Here is a 14,253-nt window from a genome sequence, read left to right on the forward strand (position 1 = left end):
GGTTTTGGCGGCGGTTGCGACATCGGCCAGTTTGAAGCCGATAGGCGCGCGGCGCGAAATCGATTATGCGGTGAGGACTGTGTGAGGGGAGGTCACATGACGGGCCGTGCGCCGCCGCCGCTGAATGGGCTGCGAACCTTCGAGGTCTTTGCGCGCCACGCCAGCATGACGCGGGCGGCGGCCGAACTGTGCGTTACCCATGGCGCGGTCAGCCGTCAGATCGCGGCCCTACAGGCGTCGCTGGGCGTGCGGCTGGTCAGCGGGCCGCGCCACGCCTTGACCCTGACCGAAGCCGGGCGTCGACTGGCGGACGGGCTGACGCCCGCTTTCGGCGCGATCACCGACGCGGTGGCGCAGGCGCGGGGCGAGGCGGTGCGGGAGATCGAAATCTCCTGCCTGGGCACCTTCGCGCTGAAATGGCTGATCCCGCGCCTGCCGGGCTTTCTGGACGCCCATCCCGAGATCAGGGTGCGATTGTCGGAATCTTATCTGCCCGTCGATTTCCGCCGCGACCGGTTCGATGGCGCCATCCGCATCGTGGAGCCTGACCAGCGCCACGTTCGCACCGAAAGCACGCGGTTCCTGTCTCAGCATCAGGGGCCGGTCGGGGCGCCGGACGTGATGACGCGGCTGACGACGCTTCAGGCGGTGAGCGCGGCGCCGCGTCTGCGCTCGGCCACCTTCCGGCAGGCCTGGACGGTGTGGGCGGACCTGGCGGGGGTGACGCTGAGCGAGGCGTCGGAGCGGGAGTTCGCCCACAACCATTCGCTGGTCGAGGCGGCCGCCTCCGGCCTGGGGGTGGCCATCGCGCCCTGGGCGTTTGTCGCGCCCGATGTCATGGCGGGGCGGCTGGTCGCGCCGTTCGGCTTCGTGGAGCGGGCGTCGTGGTTCGCCTTCCTGCGGCCGGAGGGGCGTCGCGACGTCGCCGTGGACGCCTTCCGCGACTGGCTGGTCGCAGAAGGCGAACGCAGTCCGCCGCCGCCTATTCCTTCGACAGGTCCTGTTTGTTGAACCAGGCCACTGCGCCCGCGAAGGGAACCGCGATCCACAGGCCCAGGCCGAGCACGCCCTTCAGCACCGCATGATCGGGCAGTTGGGCGGCCGCCGCGCCGCCTTCAATGGCGGCCTTCAACAGGTCGGTGGCCATGCCGGGGGAAAGCAGGGGCAGAAGCCAGCCGTCGGGCATGACGCCCATGGGCATCAGGATCTGCGGCAGGAAGAACTGGCCCACGCCGATCACCAGCGGCGCGAACAAGGCGGCCAGAAGCGAACGTGTCATGACCGCGGCCAGGAGGCCCAGCATGGTGAACTGCAGGATGCGCGCCCAGCCGGTCACGGCCAGCAGGCCGAAGTCGGCGGCGGCTCCGCCCGTCATCGAGAAGGTGAGCGGCCGCCCGAACACCGCCGCCTGGATCAGGCTGGCGATCAGGTCGGACACCAGGGCCGCGAAGGTGGCCAGCACGATCATCAGCGCCACGACCGCCACCTTGCCGGTCAGCAGGTTCGAGCGGGTGTTGCGCGCGCTGATCAGCCGCCAGGTCTCCCACCGATAGTCGCCGGCGTAGATCGTGGCCGCGCCGATCAGGACGAACATCAGGATGGCGGGGTTGGCGAAGTCGCCGGCGCTCTTGACCAGGGTCAGGCCCAGATCCAGCGGGCCGCCCTTCAGGACTTCCGGCGGCAGCTTGCCGACCAGCTTGGCCTCGTTGGCCTTGGCGACCACGAAGCCGAGGGTGGACAGAAGCACGCCCACGATCGGCACGAACAGCACGCTCCAGAACAGGGCGGTGCGGTTGCGCGTCAGGCGGTAGGTTTCGGATCGGATCGCGTCAGCCAGCACGGTTCTGCTCCTGCACGCCGGTCCAGCCGGTTTCGCTCATGAAGACGTCTTCCAGATCGGCGCCGATCCAGCGGGCCTCCTCGATGTCGACGCCGTTTTCGACCAGGGCCTTGATCAGGGCCGGGGCCTCGGCGCGGGGCGCAGAGGCCAGAAGGGCGTCGCCGTCCAGCGTGGCCCGCTCGCCCAGCACGGCCATGGCCTTGGCCAGGGGGGTGACGGACAGGCGCAGTCGCTCGCCCGAGGCGGTCAGGTCGGAAACCCGGCCCTCGGTGATGACCTTGCCCTTGTTGAAGATGGCCACGCGGTCGCAGACGCGCTGGACCTCCTGAAGCTGGTGGCTGGCCAGGATGACGGTCACGCCGTCGTTGTCGGCCAGACTGCGGATCAGGGCGCGCATTTCCTGGATGCCGGGCGGATCCATGCCGCTGGTCGGCTCATCCAGGATGACCAGATCGGGCCGGGTCATCAGGGCGGCGGCGACGCCCAGGCGTTGCAGCATCCCGACCGAGAAGCCGCGCACGCGACGGTTCGCCGCCTCGGCCAGACCGACCCGCTGGAGCCAGTTGTCGATCTCGGCCCCGCTGACGCCGCCGTGGGCCTGGGCCAGCCAGACCAGCACCTGACGCGCGGTCATGAAGGGCGGGAAGCGCGGCGTCTCGATCATCGAGCCCATGCGGCGCATCGCCGCCGGATCGCCGATCCGGCCGCCCATCACCGTGGCGTCGCCCTGGGTCGGGCGAATCAGACCCAGCAGGGTGCGGAACAGGGTCGACTTGCCCGCCCCATTGGGGCCCAGCACCCCGTAAACCCCGCCGCGCGGGATCGACAGGGTCAGACCGTCCAGGGCCTTCACCGCCCCATAGGTCTTGGTGAGGCCGCGGATTTCGATGACGGTGTCCATAATGCAAGCTTGGCGCGAGAACGATGTTCCCACAAGCCGTCGTGCGCCTGTCGCGCATTAAGTTTAGGCAATGGTTTCGTGTCGTATCCGAGGTCGCCCATGTTTCGTTTCCCCCTCGCCGGTCTGATCGCCGTCGGCGCCCTGGCCCTGTCGTCCTGCGCCGGGACGCCGCCTGCGCCGGCGCCGCAAAGCGTGGCGAGCGCCGCGGTTCAGGCCGCCTTGCCGGATCGGGTGGTCCTGGTCTCCATCGACGGCTTCCGGCCGGACTATCTGGGCAAGGGGCAGACGCCGGTGCTGGACGGACTGGCGGCCGGGGGCGCGTTCGGACCGATGCGGCCGTCGTTCCCCAGCGTGACCTTCCCCAACCACTATACGCTGGTGACGGGGCTGCATCCCGACCATCACGGGGTGGTGGCCAACCGCTTCACCGACGCGCGGCTGGGCGTCTTCACCATGGCCAGCAAGGAAAGCGGCTTCTGGGATCAGGGCGAGCCGATCTGGGTCACGGCCGAAAAGGCGGGCCTACGCACCGGGACCATGTTCTGGCCGGGATCCGAGGTCGAAATCCACGGCGTGCGCCCCAGCCATTGGGCGCCCTTCGATCAGGGGATGCCGGGCGATGCGCGGGTGGACCGGGTGCTGTCGTGGCTGGACCTTCCGGCGGACCAGCGGCCTAAACTGGAGACCCTGTATTTCGACATCGTCGACACCGCCGGCCATCGCAACGGGCCGGATGCGCCGGAGACGCGCGCGGCCGTCGCCTCGGTCGATGCGTCGATCGGGCGGTTGATCGAGGGGCTGAAGGCCAGGGGGCTGTACGACCGGACGATGCTGGTGGTGGTGTCCGATCACGGCATGGCGGCGACCTCGCCGGACCGGGTGATCTGGATCGACGACATCATCGACCCGGCGGCGTTGAACATCGGCTATGGCGGGGCGGTGCTGACCGCCGACCCGGCGCCCGGCCGCGAGGCGGAGGTGCAGCAGAAGCTGGTCGGCCGACACCCGCACATGGAATGCTGGAACAAGGCCGACGTGCCCGCGCGCCTGGTCTATGGCTCCAACCCGCGCGTGGGCCGGATCGTCTGCCTGGTCGAGACCGGCTGGCTGACGGCGACGCGCGACCGGCCCGTGACCCGCGCGGGCGGGGCGCACGGCTATGACAACCAGGTGCCCGAGATGGCGGCGATCTTCATCGCCCACGGGCCGGGCGTGATTGCCGGACGGCGGCTGAGCGACCTGGACAGCGTGGACGTGCAGCCCTTCCTGGCGCGGATGCTGGGCATTTCGGCGCCGGCGGGCGACGGTCGGGCCGAAGACACCCTGGCCGTCACCCGGCCCTGATCGGCGGCGGATTGGCGCGCCGGGGATTTCAGCGCACAATAGTCCCCGCACACGCGGGGAGGCGGCAATGCGCAAGGGTCTGTGGGTCGCGACGGTTTCTGTCGCCTGTCTGATCGCGCCGGTCGCCGTCGCCGATGCGACCGCCACGGCGGCGACCCTGGCCCTGATCGCCAATCCCCAGGTCTGCGGCCGGGTCGGGGCGGTGGGCGACGTGCAGCCGACGGCCGATATGGTCATGGTTCCCGGCTTCGGCAGCGACGGTTTTCCGGTGGACGCCAGGACGGCCGAGGCCCAGGCCTGGTTCGACTATGGCGTGCGGCTGCGCTGGGCGTTCGAACATTCCGAATCGGTGCGCGCGTTCCGAAAGGCGCGACAGTTGGACCCGTCGTGCGGCATGTGCGCCTGGGGCGAGGCCTGGGCCATCGGGCCGAACCTGAACGGGGGAGGCGGCGATCCTGAATCCCTGGCCACCGGCCTGAGGGTCGCGCGCGAGGCGCGTCAACTGGCCCGCGACGCGACGCCGGTGCAGCGCCAGATGATCGACGCCCTGATCCAGCGCTATTCCGGCAAGGAAGACACCCGCGCCCTGCGGTTCGCGCGCGCCATGGACCGGATCGCCAAACGCCATCCCGACGACGTCTCCATCGCCAGCATCGCCGCCGACGCCTGGATGCTTCAGCCCGAGGGCGAGTGGTGGGACAAGACCGGCAAGGCGACCGATCCGGCCGTGACGCGCGCCATGAGGATTTTGGAACACGCCCTGACGGTCAAGCCGAACGATCCCGGCGCCATCCACCTGTATATCCACCTGACCGAATGGTCGGACGATCCGCAGCGCGCCCTGGCCTATGGCGAGCGGCTGGCCCTGCTGGCGCCGGGGGCCAGCCATCTGGTGCATATGCCGTCGCACACCTTCTATCGCGTCGGGCGCTACAGGGACGCGATGATGTCCAACGTCCAGGCCGTGGCGCTGGACAAGAACTACGACCGGCTGGTGGGGCCGCCGGGCGGTATTGGCGGCATGCGGCTGCACGCCCACAACATCCATTTCGGCATGGGCGGCGCCCTGATGGCGGGCGGGGCCGAGAAGGGGCTGGAGCTGGCCGACTGGTATATGTCGACCTATCCGAAGCTGCTGGCCGCGCCCGAAGCGGGCGAGGACGACTATTGGGCCTATCGCCAGATCATGGCGGCCGACGCCTATGCCCTGTACGGCCGGTTCGGCACGGCAGCCCAGGTCGCCGCCTTGTCTGAGCCGGACGCGGGACGGCCGCTGATGCGGGTGGGCTGGCGCTATGCGCGCGGCGAGGCGGCGGCGAGACGCGGCGACGCGCGGGCGGTGCGGGCCGAGGCGGCGGGCATCGCCGCCCTGCTGGCCGACAAGGCGTTCAAGGGACCGATGACGGAGCGCCAGACCGGCTTCGCCGAACTGTTCCAGAAGGTGCTGGAGGGGCGGGCGGCCATGATCGAGGCCGACTATCCCGCCGCCATCGCCGCCTATGGCCGGGCCGCTGAAATCCAGGCGATGAACCCCGAGGGCGGCGACCCGCCGATGATCTGGTATCCCACCCGCCGCAGCCTGGCGGCCGCCCTCCTGGCGTCAGGCGATGCAGCCGGGGCCAAGGCCAAGATCGGCGAACTGCTGAAGGACTGGCCCAACGACCCCTACAGCTATTACGTCCTGTATCGGGCCGAACAGGCGAGGGGCGACGAGGCGGCGGCGAACGATGCCCTGCGTCATGCGGGCGTGGAATGGATCGGCGGCCAGATGAGCCTGGCTGAGGCCTAGGTTCAATCGACACGCCTTAGCCGTCATTCCGGGTTCTTCGCTCCGCTCAGCCCCGGAATGACGCGCCGGGATGGCGGTCCGTTGAAACCTAGCGCCGCAGGGCGAACACGGAAGCCACGTCGCAGCGCCAGGACTTCAGCCGAAGGGTTATGGCGAAGGCCTCGATCTGCGACAGCACGCCCAGCCCGAAGGTCAGCCACAGCAGCCAGCCCGCCTGGCCAGACACGAACAGCTGGACGAACAGCGCCCACAGGCACAGGCAGAACAGTTTTGACAGCCAGTGGTGCGGCGAGGCCTCGCGCCGGAAGCGGGCGAAGCTGACGGCGTGGTTGACGATCTCCAGGACCGTCAGGGCCAGAACCAAAGGCCCCACCACCCCGGCCAGGGCGGGATGCATAATCCACAGGGCCAAGGTCGCGCCCAGCCAGAAGATCACGTCCGCCCGACCGTCCCAGCGTCGAAGCGTCGGGGTGACCACCTTCAGCCGCCGGGCGATGACGCCATCGAAGATGTCGGACAGCACGGCCAGGGACAACAGGACGGCCGCAGCCCCGCCCGCCCTGGGTGCGATCAGCGCCAGGCCCACCAGCGCAGGCGCGCACAGCAGCCGGAAGATGACGAGAGCCCAGGGCAGGCGGTTCAGCATGGCGGGGCTATTTCTTGGCGGCCTCGATCATCTTGCCGATCTCGGCGGGGTCGATGCTGGCGGCGGCCTTGCCGTTGACGAAGAAGGTGGGCGTGCCCTGCAGGCGCAGGGCGGCGGCGATGGTGTGGATGTCGGCGATGTGGCGCGTGGTCTCGGGCGAGGCCAGCGTCGCCTTGGCGCGGGTCATGTCCACCCCATGGGCGGCCAGGATGGCGTCGATGGATTGAAGGGTCAGGGCGCGTTCGTTCATCAGCGCGTCGTAGACCTCAAGATATTTGCCCTGCTGGTGCGCGGCCAAGGCGGCGCGGGCGGCGTATTGCGAGGTGATGTCGTCGCCCCGGTCCAGGATCGGCCAGTCCTTGAAGACGAAGCGGACCTCCGGGTGGGCGGCCATCAGGGCGCGGTAGTCGTGGGCCACGGCCTTGCAGCCGGGGCAGCGGAAATCGAAGAACTCGATCACCGTCACCTTGGCGTTCGCCGGCCCGAAGGCGGGGTCGCGGCTGTCGGGGGCCAGAAGCCCGGCGTTGGCGGCGGCGGCGGCGTTGGTTTCGTCCACGCGGGCCTGGCCTTCCTTGGCCTGAAGCGCCTGACTGGCCTCCTGCAACACCTCGGGGTGTTCCAGCAGATAGGCGCGGACGTTGGACCCGCCGGTGAAATAGGGGGCGGCGGACAGACCCAGGGCGATGACGGCGACACCCAGGGCGATATAGCCGGCGCGCGCGCCGCTCAGGACGCCCGTCGTCTTCGGCTCGGAAACGGTCTTGGACTCGGGGGCAGGCGCGGGGGCGTCGTCGGTCATGAAGGCTCGCAGTCGGGGAAAGTCAGTTCAGGGTCGTGGGACGACGCGCGGCGTCGCGTCGGTCGAGATCGCGCAGATCGTCGGGCGTGGCGCCGGAAGCCAGGACGATATCGACCGCCCGGCGCCATTCGATGGAGCCGGGGTCCAGCATTGACCGGGCGCGCAGGGCGAACTGGGTCGCCTGTTTCTCGTCGCCGCCCGCGAAATAATATTCGGCCGAGGCCAGGCGGGCCTCGCCCTCCTTGCCCTGAGAGGCGTAGGCCTGGGCCAGCAGGCGCCAGGCCATGGTGTTGTCCTTTTCGGCGACGACCGCGCGCTTCAACTGGTCGATGGCTTCGTCCAGATTGGCCTTGTCATTGGTCTCGATCAGGGCGTGGGCCAGGTTGATGCGCAGCAGAGGGGCCTCTGGCTTCAACCGCACGGCCTCGCGGTGCGAGGCGACAGCCTCGGCCGCGCGGCCTTCCTCGAACAGGATCTGGCCCTTCAGTTCCTGGAAATAGGGGTTGGCGACGTCGCCGGCGATCAGGGCGTCCACCGCCGTCAGGGCCTTGTCCGTCTGGCCGTCCCGATACCAGGCGATGGCGCGCGCATAACGGCCGGGCAGGGAGACGTCGGTGGAGGGATAGTCCCGCAGCGTCGCATTGGGCGCGTCCATGAAGGCGTGGATCTTGGCCAGGATCAGGGCGTGCTGGGCCACCCGCTCGGGACTGTCGCGATGATCATAGTGCGGCTGTTCCTGCACATAGCGGCGCAGGGTCTCGATACGCTGGGACGACAGGGGGTGGCTGCGGAAATAGGGGTAGCGCCGGGCGTCGGAGAAGACCTCCTGTGAGCGGAAGTTGTCGAAGAAGGACACCAGTCCCGCGCCGGATTCGCCGGCCGCTTCCAGCCCGCGCGCGCCGGTCAGGTCGGCCTCGCCCTCCTGACCCTGCATGTAGCGCAAGGCGCCCAGGGCGCCGAAATACTGGCTGGACCCCAGCAGGGCCACGCCGGCGTCGGGCGCGCCCGCCGCAATGGCCAGCGCCCCCAGGGCCATGGTCATGAACATCGGCTGCTTGCCGGCGTTCTGCACGCCGTCGCGCAGGGTGTGGCGGTTCTTGATGTGGCCCGCCTCGTGCGCCATCACGCCCAGCAGCTCGTTGGGCGTCTTGGTGCGCAGGATCAGACCGGTGTTGACGCCCATGATCCGCCCGCGCGTGGCGAAGGCGTTCAGGTCGTCGTCATTGACCAGGATGACCTGGATATCGGACGGATTCAGTCCCATGGCCGTAAAGACCGGGTCGGCCCATTCCCGCACGATGCCCTCGACCTCGGTGTCGCGGATCAGGCTCTGCGCGGCGGCCTGGCCGGCGACGGAAAGGGCCATCAAGGCCGTCGCCGTCGCCGCCAGAAGACGGGATGCAGATCGGGGAAGCCACCTCATGGCTGAACTCCAATAGCGACCGGCCCCCGCCTGCATCCTGACAATCTAATCGTGACCGATCAGCGGCGCCACCACCCGCGTTTGGGCTTTTCGGGCGGGGCGACGATCTGGTTGGGATCTTCGGCGATGATGGCCTCGACGTCGATCTCCGGCTTGGGCGCGACGAAGGGGTCGGCCAGGACGGCGGGCGACGGTTCGACCGGCGCCGGGGCGGGCGTGGCCGGCTGTTCGACTGGGGCGATCTCGACCGTTTCCGACACCAGCGCCTCGTGCGGGGTCACGTCCAGTTCGACGGGTTCGCCGTCGACCGTCGCCTCGTTCGGCTCGATGGCCGTGTCGGGGTGCGGTTCGGTCGCGATCTCGACGCTGGCGCTGGCCGACTTGCGGCGCACGCGGCGGCGCTGAGGTTCGGGGGCGACGACGGGCGCGGCGGCTTCGACGGTCTCGCTGGCCGGTTCGACCATGACCGCCATCGGCGTCTCGGGCGAGCCGTCGGGCGGCATGCCTTCGTTGGTGGCGCGGTTCTCGACCTTGATCTCGTGCAGGGCGCCGGCTTCGCCGCCACGACCGCGACCGCGACGACGACGGCGACGCGAACGGCCGCCTTCCTCGTTGGCGGCATCGTCATTGGCCTGATCGGCCGTGACGGCGAGGTTTTCGACATTGGCGTCGGCGACAGGGCGTTCGGCGCGCTCAGGACGCTCGCCTCGGCCTTCGCCTTGACCGGGGTTCAGCGGGTCGAACCACACATAGGGGTCGTCCAGCGACGGCGTGCGGCCGCGCACCCAGGTATAGACGTCGCGCTCTCCATCCTCGCGCATCCGGCGACCGCCGCGACGACCGCGACGGCGGCGACGGCCGTTCTCGTCTTCCTCATCGTCCGAGGCGTCGTCCGCCACGACGGCGTCCACCGGCTCGTCGTCGCGCCGGCCGCCGCGACGGCGGCGACGGTTGCGGCCGCGGCCGTTTCCGTCGTGACGTTCCGAACGCTCGCGCGGTTCGTCGTCGTCGGTGTCTTCGCGCTCCAGCGAATCTTCGTCGTCGTCCTCGTCGTCGGCGACGATCTCCTCGTCCTCGTCGTCCTCTTCGTCTTCATAGGAGGAGGCGTCGAAATCGTCGTCCAGGTCGGGCATCTCGACCTCGGGCGCGAGGAAGTCCTCGTTGGTCTCGGTGCGCTCGATATTGTGCTCGCCCTGACCCAGGCTGTCGTCGATTTGAACGATGACGTTCAGGCCGCGACGTTCCAGCAGCGCCTGCAGATAGGCGCGCTTGTGGTTCAGGATATAGAGGCCAACGGCGGTGCAGACCTTCAGCACCACGACGCCCGCGCCGTTCTTGCCGGCCTCGATGTCGACCGCGCGCAGGGTCATCAGGGCGGCGGATTCGGCCGAGCGGATGCGGCCGGTGCCCTGGCAGTGGGGGCAGGCCTCGGTGGCGCCCTCGATCACGCCCAGGCGGCGACGCTGGCGGCTGATCTCCATCAGGCCGAAGGGCGAGATGCGGCCCATCTGGATGCGGGCGCGATCAGAGGACAGAGCTTCCTTCAGCACACGCTCGACGGCGCGGTTGTTCTTGCCTTCATCCATGTCGATGAAGTCGATGACGACCAGGCCGGCGAGGTCGCGCAGGCGCAGCTGACGGGCGGCTTCTTCAGCCGCTTCCATATTGGTCTTGAACGCCGTCTGTTCGACGTTGCGTTCCTTGGTGGCGCGGCCCGAGTTCACGTCGATGGCCACAAGGGCCTCGGTCTGGTTGATGACCAGATAGCCGCCCGACTTCAGCGGCACGACCGGCTGGTGAATCTGGGTCAACAGCTCTTCGATGCCGTTGGCCGCGAACAGGGGCCGCGAGCCGCGATACAGGTGAACCTTCTTGGCCTGAGCCGGCATCAGCACGCGCATGAAGTCGCGCGCCTCCTTGAAGCCCTCGACCCCCTCGACCTGGATGCCGTCGAAATCCTTGTCGAACATGTCGCGCACGGCGCGGCGGACCAGGTTTTCTTCCTCATAGATCACCGAGGGGGCGTGAGAGGCCAGGGTGGTCTCGCGGATCGTCTCCCACAGGCGCAGCAGATACTGATAGTCGCGCTTGATCTCGGCCTTGGTGCGCTTGGCGCCTGCGGTGCGGATGATCAGACCCATGCCCTTTGGCACGTCCAGGGCGGCGACGGCGCTCTTCAGGCGACGACGGTCCGAGGTGTTGGTGATCTTGCGGCTGATGCCGCCGCCCTTGCCGGTGTTGGGCATCAGCACGCAGTAGCGGCCGGCCAGCGACAGCCAGGTGGTCAGGGCCGCGCCCTTGGCGCCGCGTTCGTCCTTGACGACCTGGACCAGCAGGATCTGGCGACGCTTGATGACGTCCTGGATCTTGTAGCGACGCATCAGGCGGCGCTTCAGGCGTTCCTCGTCGGCCAGGGCGGCGTCGGGATCGACGTCGTCGCTGGTCGATTCGCGATCCAGATCGTCCTCGTCCTCGTCATCCTGCGCCTCGGCCATGATGGCTTCGCGGTCGGCGACCGGAATCTGGTAATAGTCCGGGTGGATTTCGTTGAACGCCAGGAAGCCGTGGCGATTGCCGCCGTATTCGACGAAGGCGGCCTGCAGGCTGGGCTCTACGCGGGTGACCTTGGCGAGGTAGATGTTGCCGCGAAGCTGGCGCTTCGCACGGGATTCGAAATCGAATTCCTCAATCTGGCGCCCGTCCACGATGGCGACCCGGGTTTCCTCCGGGTGGGCCGCGTCGATCAGCATTGTCTTTGACATGGAATATCTCTCTCTGGCGCGCGCTGGCCGACCGGCCCGGAACACCGGGTCGGATCATGGCGGCTCGCCGAATGAAGCTAGGGGCCGGCGCGCGCGACATCCCCTCGCCGAAAACGGCGAAGCGGGCTTGTTCAAGCCGTTGGGGTGCGCAGGCGTTAAGGCCCATGGAGGTCGTCGGTCCTGAACCGGGCGCGCCAATCCCTTGGGAAGGCCGCGTCCCTGGTCCGCTCTTCGAATCCTCGGCGATGCCGGGAGATTCTAGGATTGGTGAAAGTCAGCGCCGCGAGGAGGGCGCGCCAGGCTTCGCAGGGGGCGAAATCGGCGCGATCGGTTCGCGAGCGGTCACAGCATAGTCACGCAACTCGCGAATTAAAAGGCGTCGGCCTTAACCCCCTGAATACGAGCATCTGGCATCCTGCGGTCAGAGTAGGCTTTCAGTAGGTTCGTCGGCGCAAATGAGCGGTCGCGTTTTGACAGGTCTGATGCGCTGGCGCGCGAAGGAATGGGCGATGACCGCCCTGGCCTTCACGGTCATCTGCATCGTCGGTCTGTTCGGAACGCGCGGTTTCGCCTGGGGCGCGCAGGGCGACGTCCTCAGCGTCCGCTTCGGCGCGGATGGCGACCGGACCCGCGTGGTCATTGATCTGGAAAAGGCGGCGCAGGGCCGCGTCGTCGACGCCGGCGGCGAGGGGCGGGTGACGCTGGCGCTGAACGGGGTGGCGCCGGGGCGAGGCCTGAACGGGGACGGATCGGGCCTGGTGCGATCCTACGCCGTCTCCGCGTCCGGCGGATCGTCGCGCATCCAGCTGGAGCTGGCGCGCGGCAGTGAGATCGAGCGGCGATTCCTGCTGCCGCCCGGCGACGGGGTCAGCCACTATCGTTACGTCATCGACCTGAAGGCTGTGGGCGGCGCCGTGGCCGCCGCCCGCGCGCCGTCGCCATCGGCCCCGCCGCCCGCGCCGCGCCGCGCCCAGAAGCCGCTGATCGTCATCGACGCCGGTCATGGCGGCGCCGATCCCGGCGCCAGCGGAGCCGGCGCGCGCGAAAAGACCGTCACCCTGGCCGCCGCCCTGGCGCTGAAAAGCGAGTTGGAGCGGACCGGACGCTATCGCGTGCGGCTGACGCGCGAGGACGACCGCTATGTGGACCTGTATCGCCGGGTGGCCATCGCGCGCCAGGCGGATGCGGACCTGTTCATCTCTCTGCACGCCGACGCCGGTTCCGACCCGGCCCTGCGCGGGGCCAGCGTCTATACCCTGTCCGAACAGGGCGCCGGTCGGGCGGTGCGCGAGTTCACGCGCGGCGACAACTGGCACCGCGAACTGCACCTGCCCGGACGCGATCCCTCGGTGGACCGCATCCTGCTGGACATGACCCAGCGCGCCACCCAGAATCGCTCGGCCCAGTTCGCGCGGGTCCTGCTGACCCATCTGGAAGGGTCCGAAACCCCGCTGCTGCGCCGCAGCCATCGCGACGCGGGCCTGGCCGTGCTGCTGGCGCCCGACGTGCCGGCGGTGCTGTTGGAGATGGGTTTCATCACCAATCCCGAAGACGAGCGGATGCTGACCGACGAACGCGCCCGTCGCCGCCTGATGAAGACGGTCGCGGATGGCATAGACCGCTATTTCCGCGAGCCGGCCGCGCCGATGATGACCGCCTCGAACACCGTGGCCGCCGGTCAGCCCTGAGCGGATCGCGGGAGCGGAGTCTAGGCCAGTCCCGCCTTCTTGAGCGTTTTCCACGCCTTGATGACGCGCTGTAGCTTGGCCTCGGCGCCGCGGTCGCCGCCATTGGTGTCGGGGTGAAAGCGTTTCAGCATCTCATGATAGCTGGCCTTGACCTTGGCCTTGTCGGCGCCGGGGTCCAGGCCCAGGTCGGCCAGGGCCGCGCGTTCCAGCTTGCCTACGCGGCGATCCTCGGTCGGGGACTGGGGCGTCTGGTCGCCCTTGCGGCCGAACAGGCCGAAGCTGTCGCGCCATGAGCCGGCGCCGGTGGTGTTGGACGTGCCCATCTTGGAGGCGAAGGCGGCCGCCTCGCGCGTGAACTTGCCGGCCTTCATCTCCCAGGTCGGGCGGCCGCCGGTCATGGCCTCGTTCTCCTGGGCGGCGCGGACCTCGCCCTCGCTCATGCCGGCGTAGAAGTTCCAGCCCTTGTTGTACTCGCCTGCGTGGGGCTGACAGAATTCGTAGAAGTCGTTCAGCCGGTCGCGCGACTTGGGCGCCCTGGCGGTCGCGGCCTTGCGGCAGTCGGGCCACTGGCACGGCTTTTCGCCGGGCTTGAGGTGCAGGACGTCGGCCTGGGCCGCCTCTTCCTCGGGCTTCGGCGGCTTCACGCGAATGTCGGTGAAGCGCGGCTTGTATTGAAAGGAGGCGGACATCAGCCGAAGTGTAGGGCCGAATTGGACGGCATCAAGGAATCGATCATGTCAGAAGGCCCGGTCGCTGCAATTATTCGTGCAAAACTGACGGAAGGCCTGGCCCCCCGGCGGCTGGAGATCGAGGATGACAGCTGGCGGCACGCCGGCCACCACCACGAGGGCGGGATGGACGCCAAGCCTGGCGGAGAAAGCCACTTCAATCTGGTGATCGTGTCGGACACTTTCCAGGGGCAGTCGCGACTGATGCGCCAGCGCGCGGTCAATGCACTGTTGAAGGTCGAACTGTCCGGTCCGATTCACGCCCTGTCGGTCAAGGCTCTGACCCCGGATGAGGCCGCCACGTAAAAACCAGCGTTCACATCGTCTTAGAAC

Annotated in this window: 12 protein-coding genes; 5 read left to right on the forward strand and 7 right to left on the reverse strand. The window is 68.7% G+C overall.

The annotated features are described in order from the left end of the window. Window positions 1-96: 96 nt before the first annotated feature. Window positions 97-1,011 carry a LysR substrate-binding domain-containing protein gene (locus P0Y50_10715; GenBank protein WEK39018.1) on the forward strand — a complete coding sequence of 305 codons (915 nt, stop codon included), beginning with the start codon at window positions 97-99 and terminating at the stop codon, window positions 1,009-1,011. On the opposite strand, the gene P0Y50_10720 is transcribed toward P0Y50_10715, so the two are convergent. Together P0Y50_10720 and P0Y50_10725 are read right to left on the reverse strand one after the other, a co-directional pair. Then, window positions 983-1,840 carry an ABC transporter permease subunit gene (locus P0Y50_10720; GenBank protein ID WEK39019.1) on the reverse strand — a complete coding sequence of 286 codons (858 nt, stop codon included), beginning with the start codon at window positions 1,838-1,840 and terminating at the stop codon, window positions 983-985. The genes P0Y50_10715 and P0Y50_10720 overlap by 29 nt on opposite strands. Continuing rightward, window positions 1,830-2,741: an ABC transporter ATP-binding protein gene (locus P0Y50_10725; protein WEK39020.1), complete on the reverse strand. Its 912-nt coding sequence runs from the start codon at window positions 2,739-2,741 to the stop codon at window positions 1,830-1,832. The genes P0Y50_10720 and P0Y50_10725 overlap by 11 nt, the downstream gene beginning before the upstream one ends. A gap of 99 nt (window positions 2,742-2,840) precedes the next feature. On the opposite strand from P0Y50_10725, the gene P0Y50_10730 reads away from it, so the two are divergent. After that, entirely contained in the window at window positions 2,841-4,085 is a 1,245-nt protein-coding gene (locus tag P0Y50_10730) for an ectonucleotide pyrophosphatase/phosphodiesterase (GenBank protein WEK39021.1), read from the forward strand. Between the two features lie 67 nt (window positions 4,086-4,152). After that, window positions 4,153-5,874, forward strand: coding sequence for a hypothetical protein (locus P0Y50_10735; protein ID WEK39022.1), 1,722 nt, complete (start codon window positions 4,153-4,155; stop codon window positions 5,872-5,874). An 88-nt stretch (window positions 5,875-5,962) separates the two neighbouring features. Here P0Y50_10735 and P0Y50_10740 read toward each other — a convergent pair whose 3' ends face one another. Genes P0Y50_10740 through P0Y50_10755 form a run of 4 tightly spaced genes read right to left on the reverse strand, consistent with a single transcriptional unit; the run spans window position 5,963 to window position 11,504 of the window. Next, entirely contained in the window at window positions 5,963-6,520 is a 558-nt protein-coding gene (locus P0Y50_10740; GenBank protein ID WEK39023.1) for a CDP-alcohol phosphatidyltransferase family protein, read from the reverse strand. Window positions 6,521-6,527: 7 nt separating this feature from the next. Further along, entirely contained in the window at window positions 6,528-7,319 is a 792-nt protein-coding gene (locus tag P0Y50_10745; GenBank protein WEK39024.1) for a thioredoxin domain-containing protein, read from the reverse strand. Window positions 7,320-7,341: 22 nt separating this feature from the next. Further along, the gene (locus P0Y50_10750; GenBank protein WEK39025.1) at window positions 7,342-8,742 is read right to left on the reverse strand and encodes a M48 family metalloprotease; all 1,401 of its coding nucleotides are present in this window, start codon (window positions 8,740-8,742) and stop codon (window positions 7,342-7,344) included. Window positions 8,743-8,801: 59 nt separating this feature from the next. After that, window positions 8,802-11,504, reverse strand: a complete 2,703-nt coding sequence (locus tag P0Y50_10755) for an Rne/Rng family ribonuclease (protein ID WEK39026.1) — start codon at window positions 11,502-11,504, stop codon at window positions 8,802-8,804. Window positions 11,505-12,013: 509 nt separating this feature from the next. Between P0Y50_10755 and P0Y50_10760 the strand changes: the two genes are divergently transcribed. After that, a complete protein-coding gene (locus P0Y50_10760; protein WEK39027.1) occupies window positions 12,014-13,192 on the forward strand; it encodes an N-acetylmuramoyl-L-alanine amidase in 1,179 nt (392 codons plus the stop codon). Between the two features lie 20 nt (window positions 13,193-13,212). Here the strand turns inward: P0Y50_10760 and P0Y50_10765 are convergent, their stop codons facing one another. Then, window positions 13,213-13,881, reverse strand: coding sequence for a J domain-containing protein (locus P0Y50_10765; GenBank protein WEK39028.1), 669 nt, complete (start codon window positions 13,879-13,881; stop codon window positions 13,213-13,215). A 45-nt stretch (window positions 13,882-13,926) separates the two neighbouring features. Between P0Y50_10765 and P0Y50_10770 the strand changes: the two genes are divergently transcribed. After that, complete coding sequence (locus tag P0Y50_10770; protein ID WEK39029.1) at window positions 13,927-14,226, forward strand: BolA family transcriptional regulator; 300 nt, start codon at window positions 13,927-13,929, stop codon at window positions 14,224-14,226. Window positions 14,227-14,253 lie beyond the last annotated feature (27 nt).

This window comes from Candidatus Brevundimonas colombiensis, assembly GCA_029202665.1.
Lineage (GTDB): Bacteria > Pseudomonadota > Alphaproteobacteria > Caulobacterales > Caulobacteraceae > Brevundimonas > Brevundimonas colombiensis.

Bases quoted from the DNA above. Each gene is read 5' to 3' on its own strand.
- P0Y50_10745 (WEK39024.1), bottom strand. From the start codon at position 7,319: ATGACCGACGACGCCCCCGCGCCTGCCCCCGAGTCCAAGACCGTTTCC.
- P0Y50_10730 (WEK39021.1), top strand. From the start codon at position 2,841: ATGTTTCGTTTCCCCCTCGCCGGTCTGATCGCCGTCGGCGCCCTGGCC.
- P0Y50_10765 (WEK39028.1), bottom strand. From the start codon at position 13,881: ATGTCCGCCTCCTTTCAATACAAGCCGCGCTTCACCGACATTCGCGTG.
- P0Y50_10755 (WEK39026.1), bottom strand. From the start codon at position 11,504: ATGTCAAAGACAATGCTGATCGACGCGGCCCACCCGGAGGAAACCCGG.
- P0Y50_10740 (WEK39023.1), bottom strand. From the start codon at position 6,520: ATGCTGAACCGCCTGCCCTGGGCTCTCGTCATCTTCCGGCTGCTGTGC.
- P0Y50_10760 (WEK39027.1), top strand. From the start codon at position 12,014: ATGACCGCCCTGGCCTTCACGGTCATCTGCATCGTCGGTCTGTTCGGA.
- P0Y50_10750 (WEK39025.1), bottom strand. From the start codon at position 8,742: ATGAGGTGGCTTCCCCGATCTGCATCCCGTCTTCTGGCGGCGACGGCG.
- P0Y50_10715 (WEK39018.1), top strand. From the start codon at position 97: ATGACGGGCCGTGCGCCGCCGCCGCTGAATGGGCTGCGAACCTTCGAG.
- P0Y50_10770 (WEK39029.1), top strand. From the start codon at position 13,927: ATGTCAGAAGGCCCGGTCGCTGCAATTATTCGTGCAAAACTGACGGAA.
- P0Y50_10735 (WEK39022.1), top strand. From the start codon at position 4,153: ATGCGCAAGGGTCTGTGGGTCGCGACGGTTTCTGTCGCCTGTCTGATC.
- P0Y50_10725 (WEK39020.1), bottom strand. From the start codon at position 2,741: ATGGACACCGTCATCGAAATCCGCGGCCTCACCAAGACCTATGGGGCG.